Below are 23,097 nucleotides of genomic sequence, written 5' to 3'. Positions count from 1 at the left end.
GGGATCTATCAGCCTCTGACCTCAGACCGGTACCGGACACCTGTGGATAAGTTGAGGTTGCGCTAAAGGGAACAACAGGTTAGTTTAAAAGCCATTCTGCTTTTAAAATTAAACACCTATGTTCGAAACTCTGACTCAGATTGGTTTACCGCTAGCGCTGATCTTTATTATGACCGGTGTCGGCATGAGCCTGCGACCACAGAATTTTCACCAAGTCGCAACCAAGCCGAAAGCGTTTTTCGTCGGGGCGATGGCACAACTGATGCTACTGCCGCTGCTGGCACTTGGCGTGATTGCGGTGTTTCAACTTCAGGGCGAACTGGCAGTTGGTTTATTTATTCTGGCACTCTGTCCGGGTGGCACGACGTCGAACTTATATAGTTATTTATCGAAAGCCGATGTTGGCTTATCAGTATCCCTGACGGCGCTGGTGGGTTTCGTTACTCCCTTTACCCTGCCATTTTTAGCAGCCTGGGCGATGCAACAATTTTTAGGCGCCGAGAGTTTATTGCAGCTACCACTACTCAAAACCTGGTTAACCTTACTGGTCGTTGGCGTGCTCCCGGTGATAATCGGCATGTTAGTCAAAGCGAAGTTTCCGCATTTTGCCGAGCGCGCCCAGCCACAAATCAGCCGTTTTTCGGTACTGGTATTACTGCTGCTGATTGTCAGTATTGCCTATGATTTAGGCGATACGCTCTGGCAGTATCTGCTGCTAAGCGGCCCGGCGGCGCTGGCACTGAATCTGCTGTCGATGGCTCTGGGTTATGGTCTGGGGCGCTGGTTGCTGCATAACGAGCAACAAGCACGGACCATCTGTCTGGAGGTAGGCTTACAAAATGGCACCCTGGCACTACTAATTACTACTGGTATTTTGCAAAGCTCAGCGATGTCGATTGCACCAAGCGTTTACAGTTTACTGATGTTTGGCAGTGCCAGCGTATTTACCTGGTGGGCGTTAAAACGCGGCCCCCGGTAGACTGGTGGCTAACTTTAACAGCCGCTGCTGATGTTGCTGTAGCGCTGTCTTATCGGCAGCCGTTAAACAGGGTTCTATCGCCTGTTGCATCTGCTCAGTTTGCTGAATTTTCTGCTCCGCGATGCGCCGCTGTGGCTCAGGTAAAAAGGGTAAGCTCTGGCGGGTCAGTTGTTGTACCGGTTGTAACGATTGTAATAGTGGCCAACTGCCTTTCGCGGTTAACTCTAAAAACAGCGGCGCTGTTAATTGATGTTTTGCCAGAACCTGATCAACCTCAGCCACATACCCCTTGCCCTGCTCCTGCTGGCGTAAATCACTGGCATGTTGCTGCCAGTCGCAATGCTTTTTCAGCCGCAGTTTAGTCAGCCCCTGCGGGTTATCCTGCTCAATGGCTAACAGCTCCGGCAACACGGCTTCTAGTTTAGCAATATTTTGTTCGGTTAACACAGTAGCCGCCGATGTCGCAGCACTGGCAGTGGCCAGCACCACAGCTAATACCATTTTACGCATAAGGTTCTCCATCCAATTACTCTGTCGATTATTAGCAAGACACCTGAATGCCACCTGAAGCTTTTTAACGACCCTTGCAACTGGTCAGACCGGTACCGGAGACGTGTTGATAAAATTACAGTAGCAAAACTATGCGGTTGCGATTAGTGTAATGCGTATTGAATGATGAGAAAGAATTTCACTATGCCAGCGTTGTTTGCTTCGTTTCGCAGCTCAAGTAGCCTGTTACTGGGGTTAATTGTGGTTTTAGGATTAAGCGGTTGCGCCAGCCAGAAAATGGGCAGTCGCAGCAGTGTCGTTGACTATCTCTATCCGCAAGATCAGCAAGTGAATATTGAGCCGGCAACCCCGATATTAACCTTGCCCCTTAGAGTCGGCATTGCCTTTGTCCCCGCCGATCGCAGCCATAGTAGCGGTGGCAACGCCTGGGCGCTGAGCCAACACGGCGCCAATCTGTTGGATGAGACCGCAAAACAGCGAATTATGGAAAATATTGCCGGCCATTTCCGGTCCCTGGACTATATCAGTGATATCCAGATTATTCCCGGCACCTATCTCAGGCCGCAAGGTAGTTTTGCCAACCTGGAGCAGTTAAAGTCGATGTTTGGTTTTGATGTGATTGCCCTGGTGTCTTATGACCAGCTGCAATTTAGTGACGAAACGAAAGGGGCACTAAGTTACTGGACCTTAGTCGGCGCCTATCTGGTGTCAGGTCAAAAAAACGATACCAGCACGCTGATGGATACCGCTGTTTATGATATTAACAGTCGAAAATTGCTGTTCCGGGCCCCGGGCGTTAGCCAGGTAAAAGGCCGTGCTACACCGGTGAATTTAAGTGAAGAGTTACGCCGCGATAGTCAACAAGGCTTTACTGAGGCTAGCAAACAGATGATCACCAATTTAGAGCTGGAGCTGGAACGTTTTACTGAACGCCTGAAAAACCAGCCTGACGAGATTAAAGTTGTACACAGCAATAACTATAAAGGCGGCGGTAGCAGTAGTCTGTTGGCCTTACTGTTATTGGGCATGGTAGCACTGTCCCGCCGCAATAAATAAGCCATTGCCGTTGCGCTGCAACCCGCAGCAGCAACGGCCCAGCCCAGCCCTAACTGGCTGACAAAATGGTAAAGATCCCAAGTAAAATAAATACCGCACAGGCCGCACGGCGCGCCCAATCCAGCGAAATTTTTTGCAGTAACCAGCTACCGGCATAGACCACCGGCACATTAGCCGCTAGCATCCCCAGCGTTGTGCCCCACACCACCATCCAGAGCGCATTTTCAAAGCTGGCCGCCAGAATAACCGTTGCAATCTGGGTTTTGTCACCAATCTCGGCCAGAAAAAACAGCACACAACTGGCAACAAAGGCGCCATATTTCAGCATAGCAGTGTCTTCACTATCGTCTTTATCCGGGATCAGCAACCACAGCGCTACCGCAATAAAAGAGCCGCCTAACAGCCAGTGGCCCCAACCGGCAGGGATAAACTGCGCCGCCCAGACACCTAGCCAGGCGGATGCGGCGTGATTAAGTAAGGTGGCCACCAGAATACCGGCAATAATGGCGGTTTTATTGCGAAAACGCGCCGCCAGAAATAACGAAAGTAGTTGAGTTTTGTCACCGATTTCAGCAATGGCGACAGCGGTAAAAGAAGATAGTAGAGCGTCCATAACATCCTGCATTAGCGCGGGATATTATCGACAAAAGATAAGAACTGACTCCCGCGTTCGGTCAGTGTCTTATCTTAAGTCTCATCACACAAGCCAGCGCTGCTGAACCTGCTGCCTATACCATATGCATGCGGCACAAGTATGTTGATATAGGCGCCTTACGGCCGATTACTCCCTTAAAGAGGTGCCTAGTATAACGGCAGGCTCAGCAATTTACAATCTAGGCCTGACGTAACAGCCGGCGCTGCCATAATCTGCTACGTGCCACCAAATTACCCGTCGCACTGCGAAGTTTGACCAAACCATAGTAGTTCAACGGTACCAATAATAAGCTGGTCAAGGTAGAGAACAGCAAGCCGCCGATAATCGCAATTGCCATCGGCGCATAGCTGGGGCCATTACCGCCGATAGCAGTGCTACCCAGCGCTAACGGTACCAAACCTAACACCGTGGTCGATACCGTCATCAAAATGGGCTTTAAGCGTGCCGTACAAGCTTCAATAATCAGCGTTTTTAGCGCCAGGTCCGGTAGTAATTGCCGATCCTGATTAATCCGGTCAACCAGCACGATACCGTTATTGACCACAATCCCCATTAATACCAGCATGCCGATCATCCCCATTACGCCCATGCCAGTGCCGGTGATAAAAAAGGTCCAGAACACGCCAACAAAGGAGAACAGCAAGCTGCCGATGACGGCATTGGGCATTAATAAGGATTCAAATAACGCAGCCATCACAATATAGATCATTGCCAGCGCCAGCAGCATATTGACGATCATCACCTGCTGCTCTTCGTTCTGGCGTACAAAACCGCCCTGAAATGACCAGCGATAGCCGTCCGGTAGCTGTACCTGTTGCATCAGGTTGGAAATCTCCTTGCGGGCATCCTCCATGCTGATATCTTTATTCAGGGCCAGCTGCAGCGCCACACCGGTTTCGCGGTTAAAGCGGCGAATTGATTGCAACCGCGGTACAACCTTTAATTCCGCCAGTTGCGATAACGGAATACTGACACCGGCCACCGCCGCAACCGGCAGCGCCGATAATTCCGACAAGGATTTACTGATCCGTTCATCATAAATCAGTCGGATCAGCAGCTCGCCCTGCTCGGCACTGCGATAGGTGCGTAAATTAACACCACGCAGCGCCAGCGACACGCTTTGTGCCACCTGCTCCGCCGATAAACCCAAGCGCTCCAACTCTGGCCGGTTTAACAGGATCTGGACTTCTTGCTGCCCCTTCGCTAGATCCGAGCTAACCTCGGCTATCGACGGCAGCACCTGTAAAGCTGGCTCAATTTCTGCCGCCAGCTCCAACAAACGCTCGGTGGAATTACCTAACAAATGTAACTGCAACGCATTGTTGTTATTACCAAAGCTAAAGCTGGGGCGCGCCCGCACTAATGGCGGCCAGTCCTGGCGAATCTGTTCTTTTAGGGTATTCAGATCAATATCGACATCAGGTTGTAACAAAATAATCGAAATGGCATGACCAGAGCGGTAATAGCTGTAGACCGACTCGATAAAAAAGTCTTGCTGACGACTATATAAAAACGCTTCCATCGCCGACACTTCAGCGCGAACTTCTTCCAAACTGTAATTGCCCTGGATGTTGTAGTTCAGAAACAAGCGGCTGCGATCTTCCTCGTCTTCATTACTACTGCCCAGTTGCGATAATGGTAAAGCCGCGCTTAACAACACCAGTATCGCCAGGGCGGTCGCGGTTTTTGGCCAGTTCATCACCTTAGTCAGCGCGCGGCGATAAAATCGGTCTAACGCCGATCCCTGTGTCTCTGCTACTGGCTGCACCTTTAGCCGGGTGGTCAGCAGTGGGATCAGGGTCAGCGCCAGTAATAACGAAATAGCCAGACACAAACAAATGGCGATAGCGACATGTTCAAGGAAAATCGTCAGCTGCATTTTTTCACCGATAATGTTCGGTAAAAACACTATTGCCGTAGTTGCGGTACCGGCCAATACGGCTAAACCGACACGTTTGACACCACGCTCTGTCGCTGTGCGTACATCGCCACACAGCGCCCGCTCACGAAAGATACTTTCGGTTACCACCACCGCATTATCCACCAGCATGCCGATGGCCAGCATCAGGCCCATCATGCTGAGGATATTCAGGCTATACCCCAGAAAATACATCGCGCCTAACGCCACAATAATGGCCGCAGGCACCGACAACACCACCACCAGCGTGGTCGTCAAATGGCGTAAGAATAAGTACAGCACCACAAAAGATAACAAGGCGCCAATGGCACCGGCTTGCAACAGATCCCGCAGCGATTTACTAACGTTATCTGCCAGATCGTCCATCACATACAAACTAATGCCGTTAAACGCCGGATTGGCATCAGCAGCGGCCACCACCTGCATCGCCGCTTTAGCGACTTCGACCAGATTCGCGCCCGACTCTTTATACACATTCATCCCTACCGCATAGGTTTGGTTTAAATGCCGGCCATCCTCACGCTTGGGTAGCTCCAACTCTATACTGGCCACCTCACGCAACTGCAATCCCGGGCGGATCGGTAGGGCAGCAATTTCTGACAGCTCTTTATATTCACCCAGAGGCTTTACCAACACACTTTGCTCCGGGTTTCGCAACTCTCCGGCACTTAACGCAAAATTACTACCACGCAACTGGGTTAATAAGGCTGTTGGATCAACTTGCAGCGACCTTAACTTATCCGGATCTAAACGGATAATTACCTGGCGTTTTTCCACGCCATACAGCTCTACCTTAGATACACCGGGCACCCGCTCTAATGGCCGTTTAATTTGCTGCTCCAGCAAATCATAGGCCATCGCCAGATCGCGTTCTGATGAGATCCGCAGCTGAAAAATCGGCATATCACTGGTATTAAACTGGAATACTAATACCCGCTCCACATCGGCTGGCAGCAGATGGCGCACCGTATCTAAGCGTTCCCGCACCTCCAGACTTTTACTGCTGATATTTTCACTCCAGCGAAATTGCAGCGACACATCGCCACTGTTTTCATTGGCAAAACTGCGCAGCTCCTTAATACCACTGACCGTCGCCAGCGCTTCTTCCAGCGGCCGGGTGATCAGCCGCTCGACCTCGGCTGGCGTAGCATTCGGATAAGGCACATTCACATACAACTCAGGAATATCAATGCCCGGAAACATCTCCAGCGGCAATAACCGGCTCGCCAGGCCACCGAACAATAACATTGAGATAAACAACATACAGATGGTCACCGGCCGGCTTAATGCCAGGCGGGTTAACCAGATGGGTTTGCTCTCTGCCACGTTTTCAGGCGTTGCAAGCTGTGGTTGCTGGCTCATAGCGCCTCCTCAGCTGCGGTCGCAGGGATTTTGTCACGTTGCAGGCTGTAGAGCACCGGAATAAACACCAGCGTCAACAGGGTCGCAATCGACAGACCGGCGATCACCGTAATAGCCATGGGCGCGCGGATTTCACTGCCCTCACCGGTACCCAGTGCCATCGGCAATAACCCCAGTACTGTGGTCAGGGTCGTCATTAACACCGGGCGTAAGCGGCTTTGACCAGACTCGACAATCGCCTCTGCCATGGCTTTACCTTCGGCTCTCAGTTGATTTATGCGATCAATCAACACGATGGCGTTATTAACCACGATACCCGCCAACATTATCAAACCGATAAACACGATCACGGATAACCGGGTATCAGTTATCCACAGCCCCAGTACTGCCCCGGCTCCTGCTAAGGGTACAGTAAACAGGATTAACAGCGGCTGTAGCAGGTTCTCAAACTGCGATGCCATCACCAGATAAACCAGGAAAATCGCCAGTAACAACGCAAACAATAATGAACTGTACGCACGTTGCATTTCTTCGCTTTGCCCCATTACTGCGGCTTGCTGGCCTGGTGCCAGGATCAGTTGTGACAAAGCGGCTTCGGCGGCAGCGGTCGCCTGCTCCAAATCACCATAAGCCAGATTGGCAGTAACCAGCGCAACCCGCTGTTGGCCCACCCGGGTAATTTCGCTCGGACCTACCTCGCGGCGAATTTGCGCGACCGCACTTAACGGCAGCGGTTCGGCTGCGCCCGGGTTAATGATTAACTCTGCCAATTGCAGTTCGTGTTGGCGGAACTGTTCGTCCAGTCGCACCCGAATATCAATTTTCCGATCATGTAAACTGTATTGCCCGGCGACTTCACCGCCTATATAGGTGGCAACGCGGCGTGCTAATTGCTGTGCGGTCATCCCCAATTGCGATAAGCGGGCATGGTCAAAATACAGCGTCACTTCCGGCTGACCTGGCCGCAGGCTGGATTTAATGTCGGTAAAACGCTGATCGGCAGCCAGTAAAGAGACTAAACGCTCTGCTGATTCAGATAACTGACTTAAATCATAACCACTGATCTCAATCTCCAGCGGAGTACTAAAGCTAAATAGCTGCGGCCGGTCAAACCGACTGGTCACCCCGGCCAGTTGCGCTAAATTGCGGCGTAACTCCTCCTGCACCAGCGCTTCGTCGTCCGCGGTGCTGTCAGCTAACATCACCACATGCAAACGGCCCCAGTGACTGCCACCAATCGCCGGATCCACTGACATCTGCGCGCCGGTTCCCGCTAAACCATAGCTGCGCGCCACCACCGGGAATTGCTTAAGCTGGGTTGATAGTTGCTTTAATAATGCATCGGTTTGTTCAATGGCCGTGCCCACCGGCAACTGTACGTCGACATAAAACTCGCCCTGACTTAATTGCGGAATGACATCGGCTCCCAGCCGTGGCAGTAAACTAAAGCACAGCGCTGCCGCCGCTAAGGTCAGCGTCAGCGTTAAAGCTCTGGCGCGTAACGCCGCCGCTAATAACCGTAAATAGACGCGCTCGATGGCTTTTAATAATCCCTGTACCAACAACACCGCCGGACGAAATACCCAGTAAGCGCCTTTTGCCAATAAGCCAAACAGTAAACTCAATAAGGTGACCACGCCTAATAGCAACAGGTGTAGGGCACGGATCGGTAAACGGATTAATAATAACGGCCAGTGATACCAACGACTGGGTTTTAATGATGGTAACGGCAGCACAGTATCAGACGTGTTGCTACGCTGGATACTGCGGGCAGCCATAGTCGGGATTAAAGTCAAGGCAACAACCAGCGATACTAACAGCGCGAAGGTCACGGTTAAGGCCTGGTCACGAAACAATTGTCCGGCAATGCCCTCAACAAACACCAGCGGGAAGAACACGGCAACGGTAGTCAGTGTTGAGGCGGTAATGGCCATCGACACTTCCCCCGCGCCTTTGCGCGCGGCTTCTTTCGCCGGCATGCCCTGCTCTTTGTAACGGGCAATGTTTTCTAATACCACGATAGCGTTATCCACCAGCAAACCCACCGCCAGTGCAATGCCACCGAGGCTCATCATATTCAGGGTAATATTCTGACCGTACATCAGATTAAAGGTGGCGATCACCGATACCGGGATTGAGACCGAAATAATCACCGTGGCCCAAACATTACGTAAAAACAGATATAACACCAGCATCGCCAGGATGCCGCCGACAATACCCGCCGATTTGACATCGCTAATGGCTTGTTTAATAAACTGCGACTGATCGTAAAGCACATCCAGCTGATAACCGGCTGGCAAGATCTTTTTCAGCTCATCTAATCGCGATAATAACGCCTCGGCCACTTTGACCGTGTTAGCATCACCCTCTTTATAGATCGCCAGCTCAATCGCCTGAGCGCCATTGATATAGCTGATACTTAAGCGATCAGCATAAGCATCACGCACCTGCGCCACGTCTTTTAATCTTACCTGGCTATTACCGACGGTGGTTAAATACAGATTTTCAATTTCAGATAAATTGGCGAACTGGTTAATAGTCCGCACCAGATAATCATAGGCTGGCGTTTCCAGTCGACCACCGGCTAAATTCAGGTTTTCAGCTTTCAGGCGCTGGGTAATCAGGCTAATATCCAGCTGTAACTGACTCAGTTTTTGCGGATCAACCAGGATCTGAATTTCCTGGGTTAAGCCGCCATCTGGCCGCACGGCAGCGATACCAGGGAAAGACTCCAGTTTGCGACGAAATTCTTCTTCAGCGAAAGTGCGCATGGCGACCAGATCCGCCTGCGTCATCTCTGGCTTAGATAAAGATAAGCGCACTACCGGATCCAGATTGGGGTTAAAGCGCAGCAGCAAGGGTTTTTCTACATCTAATGGCAGAAACAGCACATCCAGTTTTTCACGCACTTCCAGCAGCGCCAAATCCATATCGGTGCCCCAGTCGAACTCCAGCACCACATCCGAACGTCCGGCGCGGGAAACTGAGGTCACTTTGCGCACACCTTTGACGATCCCGAGCGCCTCTTCCACCGGCTTACTGACCAGCTGCTCGACCTCGGCCGGTGCGGCACCAACATAGGTGGTGCGCACCGTTAAACTGGGATAAGACAGATCGGGTAATAAATTAACCGCTAACCGCCCAACTGACACCATCCCGAACAACAGGATGGCAAGCGTGAACATCCAGACCGTGACCGGGCGGGCCACGGCAGTTTCGACTAATTTCATCTTTTCGTCCCTGTCAGAATTCGCGCTCAGATACCACTTTTACCAGGCTTTGCTCTTTTAACGCAGCATGCCCAGCCACGACAACCTGCTCTCCCGCTTCGACACCCGTTAAGATTTCCACGACGTTATCCGCGGTGTAACCTAAAGTGACTTGCCGGCGCACGATGCGACTTTCGGCGTCCAGCACCAATACCCCAGGTAAGTTGTCCAGTGTTAACAGTGCGCGTTTTGGTACTAACAAAGCGCTGTCGCGGGTATCAAACTTGATTTCCACCTGACTAAACATACCGGCTTTTAACTGGCGGCTACTGTTATCAATCAACAAGGTGGTACGTACGGTGCCAGAGCTGGCATCCACCACCGGTGCAACCCGGCTAACCGCGGCTTTCACTTCCGGCACGCCGGCAAAACTTAATACGGCTTCCTGCCCTACTTTCGCCTGCAGTACCTGCTGTTCAGGTAAATGCACAACAGCTTCCAGCTCGGTCTCGGTCACCAGATGAAACAGCGAGTGTGGCGTTAACTGATTAACCAGCTGACCAGCCTTTACATAGCGCCGCGCTACCACACCAGAGATCGGTGCCCGAATTTCGGTTTCGCGTAAATTCAGCTCAGCCAGCTCAACGGCGGCTTGCATTGCTTCAACCTGCCATTTTAATTTCTCATAAACATCAGTACTGACCAGTTTGCGCTGGTGCATCTCAGTCATCCGGGTTAACTCTGAATTCAGCCGGCCTAACTCAGCACGCTCTTTTGCCAGTTGATGACGTTGCCGTTCATTCTCCAGTACCGCCAGCAACTGGCCAGCTTTAACCTGCTCGCCTTCTTCCACCAGAATTTGCTGCACAATACCACTGCTTTTTGCCATCACTTCGGCTTCAGCACGAGCGGCCAGCGTGGTATTAGTGCGGTAGCTGCTGCTAATAGCACCATTTTTGGCGCGGGAAATTTCAACCGGAACGGCAACTTCAGCTGCAGCGGTAGCATTCACGCTACTTTGCGCCTGGTTACATCCGCTTAAAAACAGACTACTGAACAGCACGGCAGCCGCAAGCGGCATAATAGTTTTCATTTTCGTTATTCCTTGCTTATTCCCGGGGTCAGATCTTTTGCTCTGACCCCATCAATTAATTTGCTTAGTCAATCGCATCCACTATGCCAATAGTTTAATAGATTTAAGATCAGTCACTTAGGTTTAAATTGTTACAAATCACGACAACGGAAACACCAAAAAATAGTAAAAACCACCAATTTTTAGCAAAAGCCACGCAGGCACACTGGTCAGACCGCACTCCGGTACCGGTCTGACCAGCTTGCGGCAAACCCAGGTTAGAGCCTGTACTCTAAATAATAATCGTTTTATACTGTGTACCTTTTGTCTCAACAAGGTGTCTCACTTATGCTAAGAAAAACCTCGGTTGCCGCTGCCGTTTTAGTGGCACTGAGTAGCCTGTCTGCTCAGGCAGAAGGCTATAAATTACTGGAACAATCGGTTAGCAGCATGGGCAATGCCTATGCTGGCCGCGGTGCGCAAATCACTGATGCGACTTTGGTTTATTCTAACCCTGCCGCCTTAACCCAGCTTCAGGGCGAGCACTTTGCCGGCGGCCTAAACCTGATCCATGCCCGCACCCGCTATGATGATGTTAACGCCGTAAATGCCCGCGGCCTGCCGGTTCAGGGTCGCGACTCCGGTAATGTCTTACTAACAGAAGTGGTGCCTTTTGCATTCTATAGCCAACAATTAACCGAGCGCCTGAGCTGGGGCCTGGGTTTTTATGTGCCATTTGGGCTGTCATCTGACTACCAGCAAGATTGGGCTGGTCGCTATTTTGCCGATGAAACCGCCGTTCAGGTGTTAAGCCTGCAACCCGCTGTTGGTTACAAATTAACGGATTGGTTATCGATTGGTGGTGCTATCAGCCTGAATCGCGCCGAAGGCACCTTGTCCAAATATAAAGATCATTCCGGTTTATGTGAGCTGGGCAGCGGTATTGCACAATTGGCCGGCCGCGATCTGTCAAATCCGGCGTTCTGCGACAGCCGCTATGAAGTGACAGGTAATGATATCAGTCTCGGTTATACCCTGGCGTTACATGCCGAGCCGGTAAGCGGCACGCGGCTGGCGCTGGTTTATCATTCGGCAGTACGTTATACCCTGACCGGTGATTCTGAAATTACCAACACCCCTATTACTGCGGCCACTGCCGGCGACACGCCGGGGTTGATTGCCGTTGCGCCGGGGTTACCACTGGTCGATGCCAATACAGGCCGCTTTGCCGCGCGCGATTTTTTAAGCGAGAAAAGCCGGCTGGCACTTACCACCCCTGCCAGCCTGGCCTTTAGTGTCGATCAGCAGCTATCCGCACAATGGTCACTGCAAGCCAGCCTTAGCTGGACCGGCTGGAGTAAATTCCGCAGCATCGATATTATCAGCACCGACGCTGAGCCATCGATTTCGCTAAGCACCAGCAGCAGCCTGCAAGGTGAAGGCTATATTGGCTATATTCCGGAGTATTGGCACGACAGCTACGCCGCAGCATTAGGTGCAACCTATCAGGTTAACCCGGATCTGACGCTACGTGCCGGCATGGCTTATGATGAAAATCCGATTTCCAGCCAGCATAAAACGGCACGGATCCCAACCTCAGATCGGTTCTGGCTGAGTACTGGTTTAACCTTACAACTGTCGCCACTAAGCAGCCTGGATTTGGCGGCGGGCGTGATGCAAATGGACGAAGTGAAAATTAACGAGTTTGAATATAACGCCCTGGACCAACAACTGGGTGCCGCCAACGTAACGGCCCGCTATAACAATAAAGCCTACTTGCTGGGCGTACAGTACAACCGCCGCTTTTAAGCGGTTTCAAGGCAACGCCCCCAGTTGGGGGCGTTTTTCATTCGCCATTCAGCTAATTCCGCTAAACTAAACTCATTCTGGGCAATCTAAATTTCAGGTACACTGTATAAAGTTATCACAGTGTCATTATTTTCCAGCATGAGGTTCGCTATGTTTAAGCATATAAAAACGCTATTCCTGCTCGCGGCGGTGTTTGGGTTAGCCAGCTGCGCCAGCCCCCGACAAGCGAATATTGATTATGATCGTACAGTTGACTTTAGTCAGTACCAAACCTTTGCCTTCTATCAGGAAGCCACTGCCACCCCAGCCGCTGATAACACACCAGCAGAAAAACCGGCTTACGATCCCCTGCTGGACCAGCATTTTAAAGCCGCTATTACCCGTGAAATGACCGCCTTGGGCTACCGGCTGGATGAAACAGCACCGCAGTTATTGGTTAACTATCAAACCAATGTTGAAAATCGCGAAGATGTACGCAGTTCGCCTTTTAGCATTAACGCCGGTTACGGCTATTTTGGCCGCAACAGCGCCTTTAGTTTCGGCTTTCCGTTATTTGGTGGCGGGGTGGAAAAGGTGAACTATAAAGTCGGGACTATTCTGATTGATGTCATTGATACCAACGCCAAACGCGTGGTTTGGCAAGGCGTGCTGGAAGGACGGTTATCCAATAAAGCGATGCAAAATCCGCAGCAGGCCATTAATGATTCGGTAGCCTTAATTTATCAGCGTTACCCAACCCGCCTGACTCAGACGCCTTAATGACAACTTGTGGACCTTTGCTGAAAAAAAACCGGGGGCCAATGGCCCCCTACCACTAAACAAGAGTGAAATATCCAGGAAGGAAGGTGTAACGGCTGCTAGTATGCCGTTATGCTGTGGCAATTTTATGACAGTTCCCTGGCAATTCCGTGACAATTTCTGATACTTCATCACCAAGCAGGCTTGCGGTACTGATTGCGCAAAGTGGGCTCTGTTCGCGTCGTGCCGCCAGTCGCTTAATCAGTGCTGGCAGAGTGACGGTAGCCGATAAAGTCGCCAGTCACACCTTACATTTGTCTGATAGCTCGACAATCCGGGTGGATGGCAAACCACTGCCCGGCCGTCCGGCGTCTTGTTATTATCTGTATCACAAACCAGTCGGTATTGATTGCAATATCCGCCCGGACGATACGGCCAGCATTGCGAGTGTGCTGGCACAACTTCCCGAGCGACTCTACCCGGTGGGCCGGCTGGATAAAGATTCCCGCGGGTTATTATTGCTCACCAATGATGGCGCCTTAACACAACGCTTACTGCATCCGGATTCACATCAGCCGAAAACCTATCTGGTTACCGTCGACAAGCCCATTACCGCAGAGCTCAGCCAGCAGTTTGCCGCAGGGATTAGCTGGCACGTCGGACCGCATCAATATCAGGCCAAGCCCTGTGAGGCGGAAGTTCTTGCCCCATACCAACTAAAAATCACCTTAAAAGAAGGTCAAAACCGGCAAATTCGTTATATGTGCCGGGCATTGGGCTATCGGGTACTGGATTTATGCCGGGTTGCCATTGGTGAGCTGCAGTTGGGGGCACTTGCAGCGGGCGCTTTGCGGCCAATCAGTGCAGAAGAATTAGCGTTACTGCAAACTAGGGCGTGTTGACGTTTGCTGCTTATAACGCCATAACAGCCAACACAGTGCCAGCGTGACACTAAACATCAGTACCGAACCGAGCACCACACCTTGCCACTGCCCTGCTTGCCAGAACGGCTGCAAATAGAGGGTCCCGGAGCTGGCCCCCAGATAGTAAAACACCAGATAAAGCGCACTGGCACTGGCTTTCGCCCTTGTGGCATGCTGACTGACCCAGCTACTGGCCAGTGAATGGCACAGAAAAAAGCCAAAAGCACTGACAAAAAAACCGGCCGCAATCAGCAGCAGACCTGACCCCAAGGTGATAACAGAGCCTAAGATCATAATAAGAATGCCTACCGCCATCGCTAACGGCGCACCAAGTTTTGCGGCGATCTTTGCTGACAGCGCCGAACCCAAAGTGCCGGTGAGATAAGTCACAAACAACAAACCAATCAAACTACTGCTTAATAAAAACGGTGCCGCCGCCAGTACGAAGCTGATATAGGTATACTGATTTAAAAACACCAGAAAATTTAGCCCGCCAATTAGATAGACCAGTAGTAACAACGGCTGGCGCAAATGAAAGAGGTTGTCGCTAAGGGCTTGCTTGAAGCGAAACGAGGTACGCTGAAACTGGGTAGACGCGGGCAGATAACGCCAAATCAACCAACAGCTGATCAGGCCAAGTAAGGTCATCGGATAAAATACCCACTGCCAGTGCCCTAAATCGGCCATAGCACCGGATAATAAGCGGCCGGAAATACCACCGAGCGAATTGGCACTGATATAAAAGCCAACCGCGGTGACCAGAGCAGGTTTGCTATACTCTTCGCCCATCCAGGCAATAGCAATAGCCGGCAAACCACCTAAAAACAGCCCCTGTACCGCACGCCAGAACAGCAAAGCTGAAAAAGACTCCACCTGACTCAACATCAGGGTACTGAACGTCATCCCAGCCAGAGTAATTAACAATAGCTTTTTCCGGCCCCAGGCATCCGACAGTGCCGCATACACCAGTAACGACAAGCCAAGACAAAGTGTGCCAATAGTGTAGACCCAGCTTACTGTCAGTGCCGATAGCTGAAACTGCCGGCTTAGCTCCGGTAATAGTGGTTGCATCAGATGCAGGTTGGCAAACACCGCCGCAGCTGCCACACAAAGTGCCAATGCACTGCGATAAAACGCCACCGATTTATATTCAATCAATGTCTGTCGTCCCACTACGCCACTACTTCGACACAGACGGCCATTGTACCCGAAATCCCTGCTCCCGACACGCCACTCTTCGTTACGACTCCGGTACCGGTATAACCTCTGACCGGTACCGGAGTGCGGTCTGACCAGCAGCCGAGTGGAAGACTTGCAAAAAATCGAAAGAAAAGATGGATTAAATGCACTGGTCTAACCGCTGCCCCGCCCATATCTATGTCACACGAAGAAACCACAACCACCGGAGTGTTATGAATACTGTCTTTTCCCCGATTAAACTGGGCGCAGTCGCGCTGAAAAACCGCATTGTGATGGCGCCATTAACCCGTTGTCGTGCGACTGTCGATCACTACGCCACCGCACTGATGGCTGAATATTATGCCCAGCGTGCCAGTGCCGGCTTGTTGATTGCCGAAGCGACCATGGTTGCTGAGGGTAACTCGTCATTTTATCGTGAACCTGGCATTTACTCTGCCGCCCATGCCGAAGCCTGGCGCCAGGTCACTAAAGCAGTACATGCGAAAGATGGCAAAATTTTCCTACAGATCTGGCACGGTGGCCGCGCTTGTCACCCGGCATTAAATAACGGCAAAGTGCCGGTATCTGCCGGCACCACCGCCATTAACGATTACACTCATACACCAGAGGGTAAAAAAGACTACACCGCGCCACGTCAGCTAACCACAAGTGAAGTGGCAGAGGTGGTCGAACAATTCCGCCAGGCGGCGTTCTATGCCAAACAAGCTGGCTTTGATGGCGTAGAAGTCCACGGTGCCAACGGCTATTTGATTGACCAGTTCCTGCGTGATGGTATTAATAACCGTAATGACCGTTACGGTGGCAGTATCGAAAACCGTGCCCGCTTCCTGCTGGAAGTGCTGGATGCCGTGATCAGCGTCTGGGGTGCCGACCGGGTTGGTTTACGCTTATCACCTCTGAACAGCTTTAACAGCGCGAAAGACAGCGACCCGGTAGGTCTTATTTCTTACCTGGCAAAAGTGTTAACTCCGTTAAATCTGGCCTACCTGCATCTGATGCGTGCCGACTTTGCCGGTTTACAGTTTGGCGACGTGGTCAGTGCAGCACGCGCTAATTATCAGGGTAACTTACTGGTAAATATGGGTTACGATCTGGCAGAAGCGAACCAGGTAATTGGTCGCAACCAAGCCGATGCCGTCGCGTTTGGCAGTGCCTTTATCGCTAACCCCGATTTGGTTGAACGGCTGGCTCAGGGCTTACCGCTGGCGCAGCCTGATGTGGCGACCTTTTACACTCACGAAGCTCAAGGTTATACCGATTATCCTCGCGCCAGCGCCTAAAAGTTGCAACACTGGTCAGACCGGTACCGGAGTGCGGTCTGACCAGCTTAATGCGGCCTGCTTGCAGCTGGCGGTCAGCTCGGGTACAGTTGTGAGGTCAAGAATGGGGTGAGATCGGCAGATCTGGCCCCTTTTTACCTTATATACTAATAACGAGAAACTTCTTATGCATGACGCATCCTGGCGGGATTTGCCCCCGCCCACGCCTTTTTATCGCTGGATGGTGTTACTGTTTGTCAGCCTGGCGATGTTTGGTAACTACTACATTTATGACTCGCTCTGGCCTATCGTCGATTTACTGCGCGAACAACGCGGTTTCAGCTATCAGCAAATTGGTTGGCTTTCCACTGCCTATAACGTAGCGGCACTGCTAGTATTACTAGCTGGTGGCTATTTGATTGACCGCTGGGGTACTAAAAGAGCCATTACGCTGTTTGCCTTGATTTGTTTATTTGCCGCGCTGGTTACCGCCTGGAGCCCGAATTTTGAAATGATGCTGGCCGGGCGCTTTTTGCTGGGTTTAGGTGCCGAGCCACTCATTGTTGCCGCCACCACCGTACTGGCGAAATGGTTTAAGGGTAAGGAGCTCAGCTTTGCCTTTGGTATTAACCTGTCGATTGCCCGCTTGGGCTCTACCGCTGCCGACTGGTCAACCGGCTTTGCCAGCCCGCTTTACGCCAATTGGCAAGACCCATTGTGGCTGGCCACCGCCGTCGCCGGTATCTCGGTCAGTGCTGCCATTCTGTACTGGATTTTAGAGCGTCGGGCTGAAGGCCGTTATAGCCTGGGCGTCGCTGAAAATAATGACAAGCTGGAATTTAAAGGCCTTTACAGCTTCAGTGCCTCATACTGGTATGTGGTCGCACTTTGTGTGGTGTTTTACGCCACGGTATTTCCATTTCGTAGCTTCGCGATTGACTACTTCCAGCAAGCGCATGGTCTGGATCGTGAAGCAGCCGGTATCCTCAGCAGCATTTTACCGGTTGCGGCTATTATCGCCACGCCGCTATTCGGCCTTTGGGTTGATCGCATCGGTAAACGTGCCCTCTTTATGGCCGCAGGCTCACTGGTATTACTACCGCTATTTTTAATTGTAACCTATGCGCCAGCCGGCCCGCTGGTGGGCATTAGCATCCCCTTTATTGGCAGTGCCGTGGTACCACTAACCTTATTACTGGTAATCACCGTTCTGGGTATCGTATTTTCACTGATCCCGGCAGTAATGTGGCCCTCTGTCGCCTATATTGTCGATGGTCGCCGCTTAGGTTCCGCCTACGCACTGATGACCTTCTGTCAGCAAATAGGCTGGGCCATTGTGCCGCTAACCATCGGTTTCCTAAATGATAAATTTATGGCCGGCCCGGATAATATCGACGGTTATACACCGGGTATGTGGCTTTATACCGGTATGGCATCACTGGGTTTATATTTCTCTTATAAACTCTGGCGCACCGAGCAAGGCCCGCATGGCCATGGTCTGGATACCATTACCAGCACTTCGGGGTCAGATCCCGAAGCTAGCAAAGTAGCTTAAAGCAGCACTTCTATACCTGAGCTTCGGGATCTGACCCCGAAGCTCAATTTCGGCTAAAGTTTACTCAAAGCCGGCCGTTAACCCGTTAAGGCCTAAAAGTAACAGGAGTGCCCAGATGAGTAACATCAAACCCGATGTCGCAATAAATGCCAACCGCCCTACTGCCTTTAAAACCGAGTTACCGGCCAGCGCCACTGCCCGGGCGCAGGAAAACTACAGTCAGATGCTAGAGAAAACCGGAAAGGCACAAAGAAATGCCGGGATCCTGCAAGCCAACGAAAAAGTGGCATTACAAAGCGGTAATAATTCGCTGAGTTTATTGTACAAGACTGCGCTGGAAGGTATTAACAAAGAGCTGGAGCCAATTTTTGGTAAAAATGCCGCGCAAAAAATTTATGACTCCGGTATCGACACCTCACCGGAAGCTACCGCCGGGCGCATTGTCGGTTTTGCCACCAGCTTATTCTCAATCTATAAAGAGCAGCGCCCGTCAGATGATCAGGAACAGCAACTAAATGATTTTATGGCGGTGATTGGTAAAGGTATCGAACAAGGCTTTGCCGATGCGATTAAAATTCTCGAAGGTCTGCAGGTTTTTAATGGTGAAGTAAAAACCGGCGTCGATACCACCTACGATTTAGTGCAACAGGGTTTACAGAGCTTCCGCGAGAAGATGCTGGAAAGCTTTACCAAGCCTGAGCAGCAGCCTTCGACTGAGTGATAACCCCCCTGATTACTCGACAATACGGTTAAGATCATCTAACGTAAGGGGTATCCATCAGGGGGATTTTATGCAAAAGATTGATCGTAAAAAATATGCCCAGCTCGACGCATTGCTCTGGGATACCTCTGCCCGTTTTCTGGCTGAACGCGAAGCACTCGAAACCTATGAGCGTCGCTGGCCTTTTGTGGATGAAAAGCTGCTGACACCTAATGAGCGCCACTTAATCGAACAGCTCGCTCGCAAAGCGGGTGGCTTTTTGCCCGCCCGCGGTTGACCCTATGCGACAGCACTACCAACGTAAACATCATCAAATAAATCATGTTCGACCGTTACGGTGTCCGAACTTTTATTAAAATTGAGCAAACACTGATAAAACTGGAATTTATTGCATTTGATGATTATCCGTTATCTGCTGAACTACCTTGTGACCCCAACTTCACGGCTGCTCTATTCGTGTTACCAACAGCTGGTCGATTTTGTAACTATCAATATCGACCACTTCGAATTTATAGCCGCCGTGCAGCACAAAATCAGTGCGTTTCGGGATTTTGCGCAAGCTGTACATCATAAAGCCGGCGATAGTTTCGTAATTCTCTGCATCAGGAAAGCTATCAATACCCAGCACCCGCATCACATCGGCCAGTGGCGTTAAACCTTCGACCAGCCAGGAGTTGTTATCCCGGGCTACGATTTGATCTTCTTCTGAGCTGACTAACTCACCCATGACGATACTCATCACATCTTTTAGCGTGATAATACCCACCACCAGCGCATATTCGTTCAGGATAATGGCGAAGTCGATGCCTGCTGACTTAAAGTGCTCCAATACTTCGTACAGTGACAAGGTATCCGGAATAATCAGTGGCGCCCGCACTATGCCCTCTTTACTCAAAGAAATAGGTTGGTCATGCAGCACCTGCATTAAAATATCCCGGGTATCAACATAACCCACCACCTGATCTAACACTTTGTCACATACCAGAAATTTGGCATGCGGATGCTCGGCAATCTTGGCTTTAATATTGTCTTGTGATTCATCCTTGGTGAAGAAAATCAGGCTCTCTCGCGCAGTCATCGCCGAGGTCACGGTGCGGGATTCCATATCAAACACGTTTTCCAGCAGTTGATGCTCGTGTTCCTGTAACACTCCCGCCTGAGCACCGGCATCCATCATTGCCATAATATCGTCAGGCGTAATGTCATCTTTGCGCATCGTTGGTACTTTAAACAAACTAAAGAATAAGTTTGCCAAGCCATTAAACAACCAAACAAAGGGGCGAAGTACCAGAATAAGCAACAACATCGGCGACACGATACGCAGCGCGATTTGCTCAGGCGCAATCATCGCCAGACGTTTAGGCATAAGATCAGCAAACAGAATAAATAAGGACGTAACAAAGAATACCGACAAGGTAAAGGCTGCCGGCTGAACCCAGGGCTCTGTACTGATCAGCGCCAGTAAGCTCGAAAAATAAGGGGTGAAGGCTGATTCACCAAGAATACCGCCGAGAATTGCAACGGCATTTAGGCCAATTTGCACCACCGTAAAAAAGTTACCCGGATGTTCCTGCAACTGCAGTACTTTTTCTGCCCGCACATCGCCTTCAGTTGCCAGCATCCGCAATCGCATCTTGCGCGATGCGGCCAAAGCAATTTCAGAGATCGAAAAAAACGAACTGGCTGCGACCAGCAAAAACATCACCAGCAGGTATTCAAGGGTAGTCATAGATTATCCGCAACAAAGCTATTAAAAAGCGCCAGAGCCAACAGCTGTCAGCTACGCCATTGGTAGTATACGTTATTTCACTGTTTCGCTGACGCTATTATCTGGACTTTACGGAAAAATTTAGTTACAAATACGGCTAATATATAGCGAGCTGCGATAATAATATGCTTAAGTCAGCGCTTACAGTAGCCATCCTGTGTTGTAGTTTTATGACAGCCACTGTGTCGCCGTCAGCTTATGCTTATACTCAGGAATTGGATAAACCGTTAACGGTGTTAGCGATACAACAAGCGCAAGATTCCGAGCTGGAAGCGTTGCTCGATCGCTACCTCAACCTTGAATTTCGTGAACCTGAGGCCGCAGTCGCTCTACTACAAAGTATTGTAAACCAGTTGGATGACACTACCCCCATTGAAACCTACGTTAGAGCACGGACCTACCAAATCCTGGCAAAGTTTTACAGCAGGCAAGCCGACGATGAAGCTGAGGCTATGCAGTTACTTGCGGCCCTGCAGGCAAAAGCTGATAAACCTATTACTGTCAACGCCTTAACGGAAATCAATACACTCCAATTGCAGGTGCTGCTGTTAAAATCACAGCTAAACGAAGCCTATTTGCAGGCTGAAACAGTCAAAGAATACTTAGCGGATACCAATAATCCGCGCATCCTCTATTGGACGCATGGCATGCTTGGTAATCTCGCCCGCACCGACGGCCAGTTTGAACAGGCGTTGGTGCATTACAGCAGTGCCATGGATGCACTGCAACAATTGAATGATGACCGTTTACTGCTACGCCGCTCGTCCCTGAACTGGCAAACGGCCCTGGTATATACCGAGCTAAAAAACTGGACGCAGGCCAGACCGCTTCTCGAAAACCTGATTGAAGAAGTCAAAAAGCATGGTCAGGACGATTACTTAGGTGATCTTTATCTGGCGCTGGGCTATGTGCTGAGTATGCAAAAAGATTACCAGGCGGCCGAACAAATCAACCAGCAAGGGCTCGACCTAGCCAGAGCGCGCAAACAACAGTCATTAGCGCTGACGTTTATGAATAATCAGGGTTCATTGCTGATTGAAGAACAACGCTATGCCGAAGCGAAAACCCTGCTGGAAACAGCACTAGCGGAAGCTGAAGCGTTAGAAGATCCCAATACTTATCAGATTATGCGCTTAAATCTGGGCTATATCCGCGTGATGCAGGGCGATACTGCGGCTGGTTTGGCGCAGATGGAAGCGGCCTATGCTTATTATGCAGAGTTTGGCGTTAAGACCGAGCTGGAAGGCCATCTGGAATGGCTGGCCAAGGCCTACCGCGCGGCCGGCGATTATTTAAAACTGGCTGATACGCTGCAACAGCAAATGGCGCTACGTGAGGAAATTTTCTCTGAAAACAGAGAAAAGCGGATCAATGATTTGCAAAGCCGGTACGATCTCAAATCACAAGCACAGCGAATCACCATTTTGCAGCAGCAAAATGATTTGCAGGAAGAGCTGATTAAAAATAAACAATTACAACAACAAATCACCCTGCTATTTATTATTCTGATGGGGCTGGCTGCCGTAATGCTGGTTCAGTTGTACCGTAAAGTACGCCGCTCTAATTTGCGGCTGCGGGAAATGAATAAACAGCTGGAATATCAGTCGCTGCGCGATCCCCTAACGGGCTTGTATAACCGCCGCGCCATGCAGGAAAAGATGGCCAAGCGCCATCAGGAAAGCCAACCCGCACGCTGTGCACTCTTACTGCTGGATATCGACTTCTTCAAACATATTAATGATCATTATGGCCACGCTGCCGGCGATGCGGTGTTGATTGAAATCAGCCAACGCTTACAGGCACTTTGTCAGGAGACTGAACTATTAATCCGCTGGGGTGGTGAGGAGTTTTTAATCGTGTTGCAGCGCCCACAGCAAGACGACATCGACCAGCTCTGCCAGACACTGCTCCATAAGGTGTCTGAGCTGCCAGTACTATTTGAAGGCAAAGAAATTCCCGTTACCATCAGCGGTGGCTTTATCAACCTGCCCTTTGCTGGCGTGCCAGAGCATCAATTCAACTGGGAACGCGTACTTCAGGTGGCCGATATGGCACTGTACCTGAGCAAAGTGAACGGCCGGAATCAAATCAACCTGGTAACCGGCCTGAATGTGCCGTTTGCTGATGCCGAACCCCATCTGCAATCCGATCTGTCAGGCGCCATTCGCGAGAACATGATCCAACTCCACACCATCAACGGCTAACTTATCCACACGTCTCCGGTACCGGCCCGACCAGTTTATCCACACGTCTTATCCACACGTCTCCGGTACCGGTCTGACATCTGAGCTCCGACCGGTACCGGAGACGTGTGGATAAGTTTTGTTGAGAGAATTGGCAAGGCTATAGCCTATAGTCTAAGT

Annotated in this window: 17 protein-coding genes; 10 read left to right on the top strand and 7 right to left on the bottom strand. The window is 50.7% G+C overall.

What is annotated here, in order from left to right; genetic code table 11:
* The first annotated feature begins 118 nt into the window (after positions 1–118).
* A complete protein-coding gene (locus AAY72_RS06485) occupies positions 119–979 on the top strand; it encodes a bile acid:sodium symporter family protein (protein WP_057786193.1) in 861 nt (286 codons plus the stop codon).
* On the opposite strand, the gene AAY72_RS06480 is transcribed toward AAY72_RS06485, so the two are convergent.
* Positions 959–1,489 carry a hypothetical protein gene (locus AAY72_RS06480; protein WP_008983812.1) on the bottom strand — a complete coding sequence of 177 codons (531 nt, stop codon included), beginning with the start codon at positions 1,487–1,489 and terminating at the stop codon, positions 959–961. The two genes, AAY72_RS06485 and AAY72_RS06480, sit on opposite strands and share 21 nt — an antisense overlap.
* A 162-nt stretch (positions 1,490–1,651) precedes the next feature.
* Here AAY72_RS06480 and rhlP point away from each other — a divergent pair, with 162 nt between their 5' ends.
* The gene (gene rhlP, locus AAY72_RS06475) at positions 1,652–2,545 is read left to right on the top strand and encodes a rhombotarget lipoprotein (protein ID WP_231728917.1); all 894 of its coding nucleotides are present in this window, start codon (positions 1,652–1,654) and stop codon (positions 2,543–2,545) included.
* 49 nt (positions 2,546–2,594) lie between these two features.
* On the opposite strand, the gene AAY72_RS06470 is transcribed toward rhlP, so the two are convergent.
* From AAY72_RS06470 to AAY72_RS06455, 4 genes are all read right to left on the bottom strand, one after another.
* Positions 2,595–3,158 carry a TMEM165/GDT1 family protein gene (locus AAY72_RS06470; RefSeq protein WP_057786189.1) on the bottom strand — a complete coding sequence of 188 codons (564 nt, stop codon included), beginning with the start codon at positions 3,156–3,158 and terminating at the stop codon, positions 2,595–2,597.
* Positions 3,159–3,378: 220 nt separating this feature from the next.
* The gene (locus tag AAY72_RS06465; protein ID WP_057786187.1) at positions 3,379–6,480 is read right to left on the bottom strand and encodes an efflux RND transporter permease subunit; all 3,102 of its coding nucleotides are present in this window, start codon (positions 6,478–6,480) and stop codon (positions 3,379–3,381) included.
* Positions 6,477–9,710, bottom strand: coding sequence for an efflux RND transporter permease subunit (locus tag AAY72_RS06460; RefSeq protein ID WP_057786185.1), 3,234 nt, complete (start codon positions 9,708–9,710; stop codon positions 6,477–6,479). The genes AAY72_RS06465 and AAY72_RS06460 overlap by 4 nt, the downstream gene beginning before the upstream one ends.
* 13 nt (positions 9,711–9,723) lie before the next feature.
* Positions 9,724–10,782: an efflux RND transporter periplasmic adaptor subunit gene (locus AAY72_RS06455; protein ID WP_057786183.1), complete on the bottom strand. Its 1,059-nt coding sequence runs from the start codon at positions 10,780–10,782 to the stop codon at positions 9,724–9,726.
* A 327-nt stretch (positions 10,783–11,109) separates the two neighbouring features.
* Here AAY72_RS06455 and AAY72_RS06450 point away from each other — a divergent pair, with 327 nt between their 5' ends.
* The 3 genes from AAY72_RS06450 (at position 11,110) to AAY72_RS06440 (ending at position 14,210) form a co-directional block, all read left to right on the top strand.
* Complete coding sequence (locus AAY72_RS06450) at positions 11,110–12,570, top strand: OmpP1/FadL family transporter (protein ID WP_057786181.1); 1,461 nt, start codon at positions 11,110–11,112, stop codon at positions 12,568–12,570.
* Positions 12,571–12,720: 150 nt separating this feature from the next.
* Positions 12,721–13,329 carry a DUF4136 domain-containing protein gene (locus AAY72_RS06445; protein ID WP_057786179.1) on the top strand — a complete coding sequence of 203 codons (609 nt, stop codon included), beginning with the start codon at positions 12,721–12,723 and terminating at the stop codon, positions 13,327–13,329.
* 149 nt (positions 13,330–13,478) lie between these two features.
* A complete protein-coding gene (locus tag AAY72_RS06440) occupies positions 13,479–14,210 on the top strand; it encodes a pseudouridine synthase (protein ID WP_057786177.1) in 732 nt (243 codons plus the stop codon).
* On the opposite strand, the gene AAY72_RS06435 is transcribed toward AAY72_RS06440, so the two are convergent.
* The gene (locus tag AAY72_RS06435) at positions 14,187–15,389 is read right to left on the bottom strand and encodes an MFS transporter (RefSeq protein ID WP_008983822.1); all 1,203 of its coding nucleotides are present in this window, start codon (positions 15,387–15,389) and stop codon (positions 14,187–14,189) included. The two genes, AAY72_RS06440 and AAY72_RS06435, sit on opposite strands and share 24 nt — an antisense overlap.
* Positions 15,390–15,643: 254 nt before the next feature.
* Between AAY72_RS06435 and AAY72_RS06430 the strand changes: the two genes are divergently transcribed.
* The 4 genes from AAY72_RS06430 (at position 15,644) to AAY72_RS06415 (ending at position 19,243) form a co-directional block, all read left to right on the top strand.
* A complete protein-coding gene (locus AAY72_RS06430) occupies positions 15,644–16,711 on the top strand; it encodes an alkene reductase (RefSeq protein ID WP_057786175.1) in 1,068 nt (355 codons plus the stop codon).
* A 166-nt stretch (positions 16,712–16,877) separates the two neighbouring features.
* The gene (locus AAY72_RS06425; RefSeq protein WP_057786173.1) at positions 16,878–18,245 is read left to right on the top strand and encodes an MFS transporter; all 1,368 of its coding nucleotides are present in this window, start codon (positions 16,878–16,880) and stop codon (positions 18,243–18,245) included.
* Between the two features lie 115 nt (positions 18,246–18,360).
* The gene (locus tag AAY72_RS06420) at positions 18,361–18,966 is read left to right on the top strand and encodes a DUF5610 domain-containing protein (RefSeq protein WP_082628955.1); all 606 of its coding nucleotides are present in this window, start codon (positions 18,361–18,363) and stop codon (positions 18,964–18,966) included.
* A gap of 70 nt (positions 18,967–19,036) precedes the next feature.
* Positions 19,037–19,243 (top strand): hypothetical protein, encoded by a 207-nt coding sequence (locus AAY72_RS06415; protein ID WP_057786170.1) that lies wholly within the window; start codon positions 19,037–19,039, stop codon positions 19,241–19,243.
* 162 nt (positions 19,244–19,405) lie between these two features.
* On the opposite strand, the gene AAY72_RS06410 is transcribed toward AAY72_RS06415, so the two are convergent.
* The gene (locus tag AAY72_RS06410; RefSeq protein WP_057786169.1) at positions 19,406–20,695 is read right to left on the bottom strand and encodes a hemolysin family protein; all 1,290 of its coding nucleotides are present in this window, start codon (positions 20,693–20,695) and stop codon (positions 19,406–19,408) included.
* Between the two features lie 209 nt (positions 20,696–20,904).
* Here AAY72_RS06410 and AAY72_RS06405 point away from each other — a divergent pair, with 209 nt between their 5' ends.
* On the top strand, positions 20,905–22,938 hold the full coding sequence (locus AAY72_RS06405) for a GGDEF domain-containing protein (RefSeq protein WP_057786167.1): 2,034 nt from the start codon (positions 20,905–20,907) through the stop codon (positions 22,936–22,938).
* Positions 22,939–23,097: the final 159 nt, after the last annotated feature.

Origin of the sequence: Alishewanella sp. WH16-1 (genome assembly GCF_001441695.1) — a bacterium.
Lineage (GTDB): Bacteria > Pseudomonadota > Gammaproteobacteria > Enterobacterales > Alteromonadaceae > Alishewanella > Alishewanella agri.
Note: the sequence above shows the minus strand (reverse complement) of the source record. Positions and strands in the feature narration are given on the sequence as shown.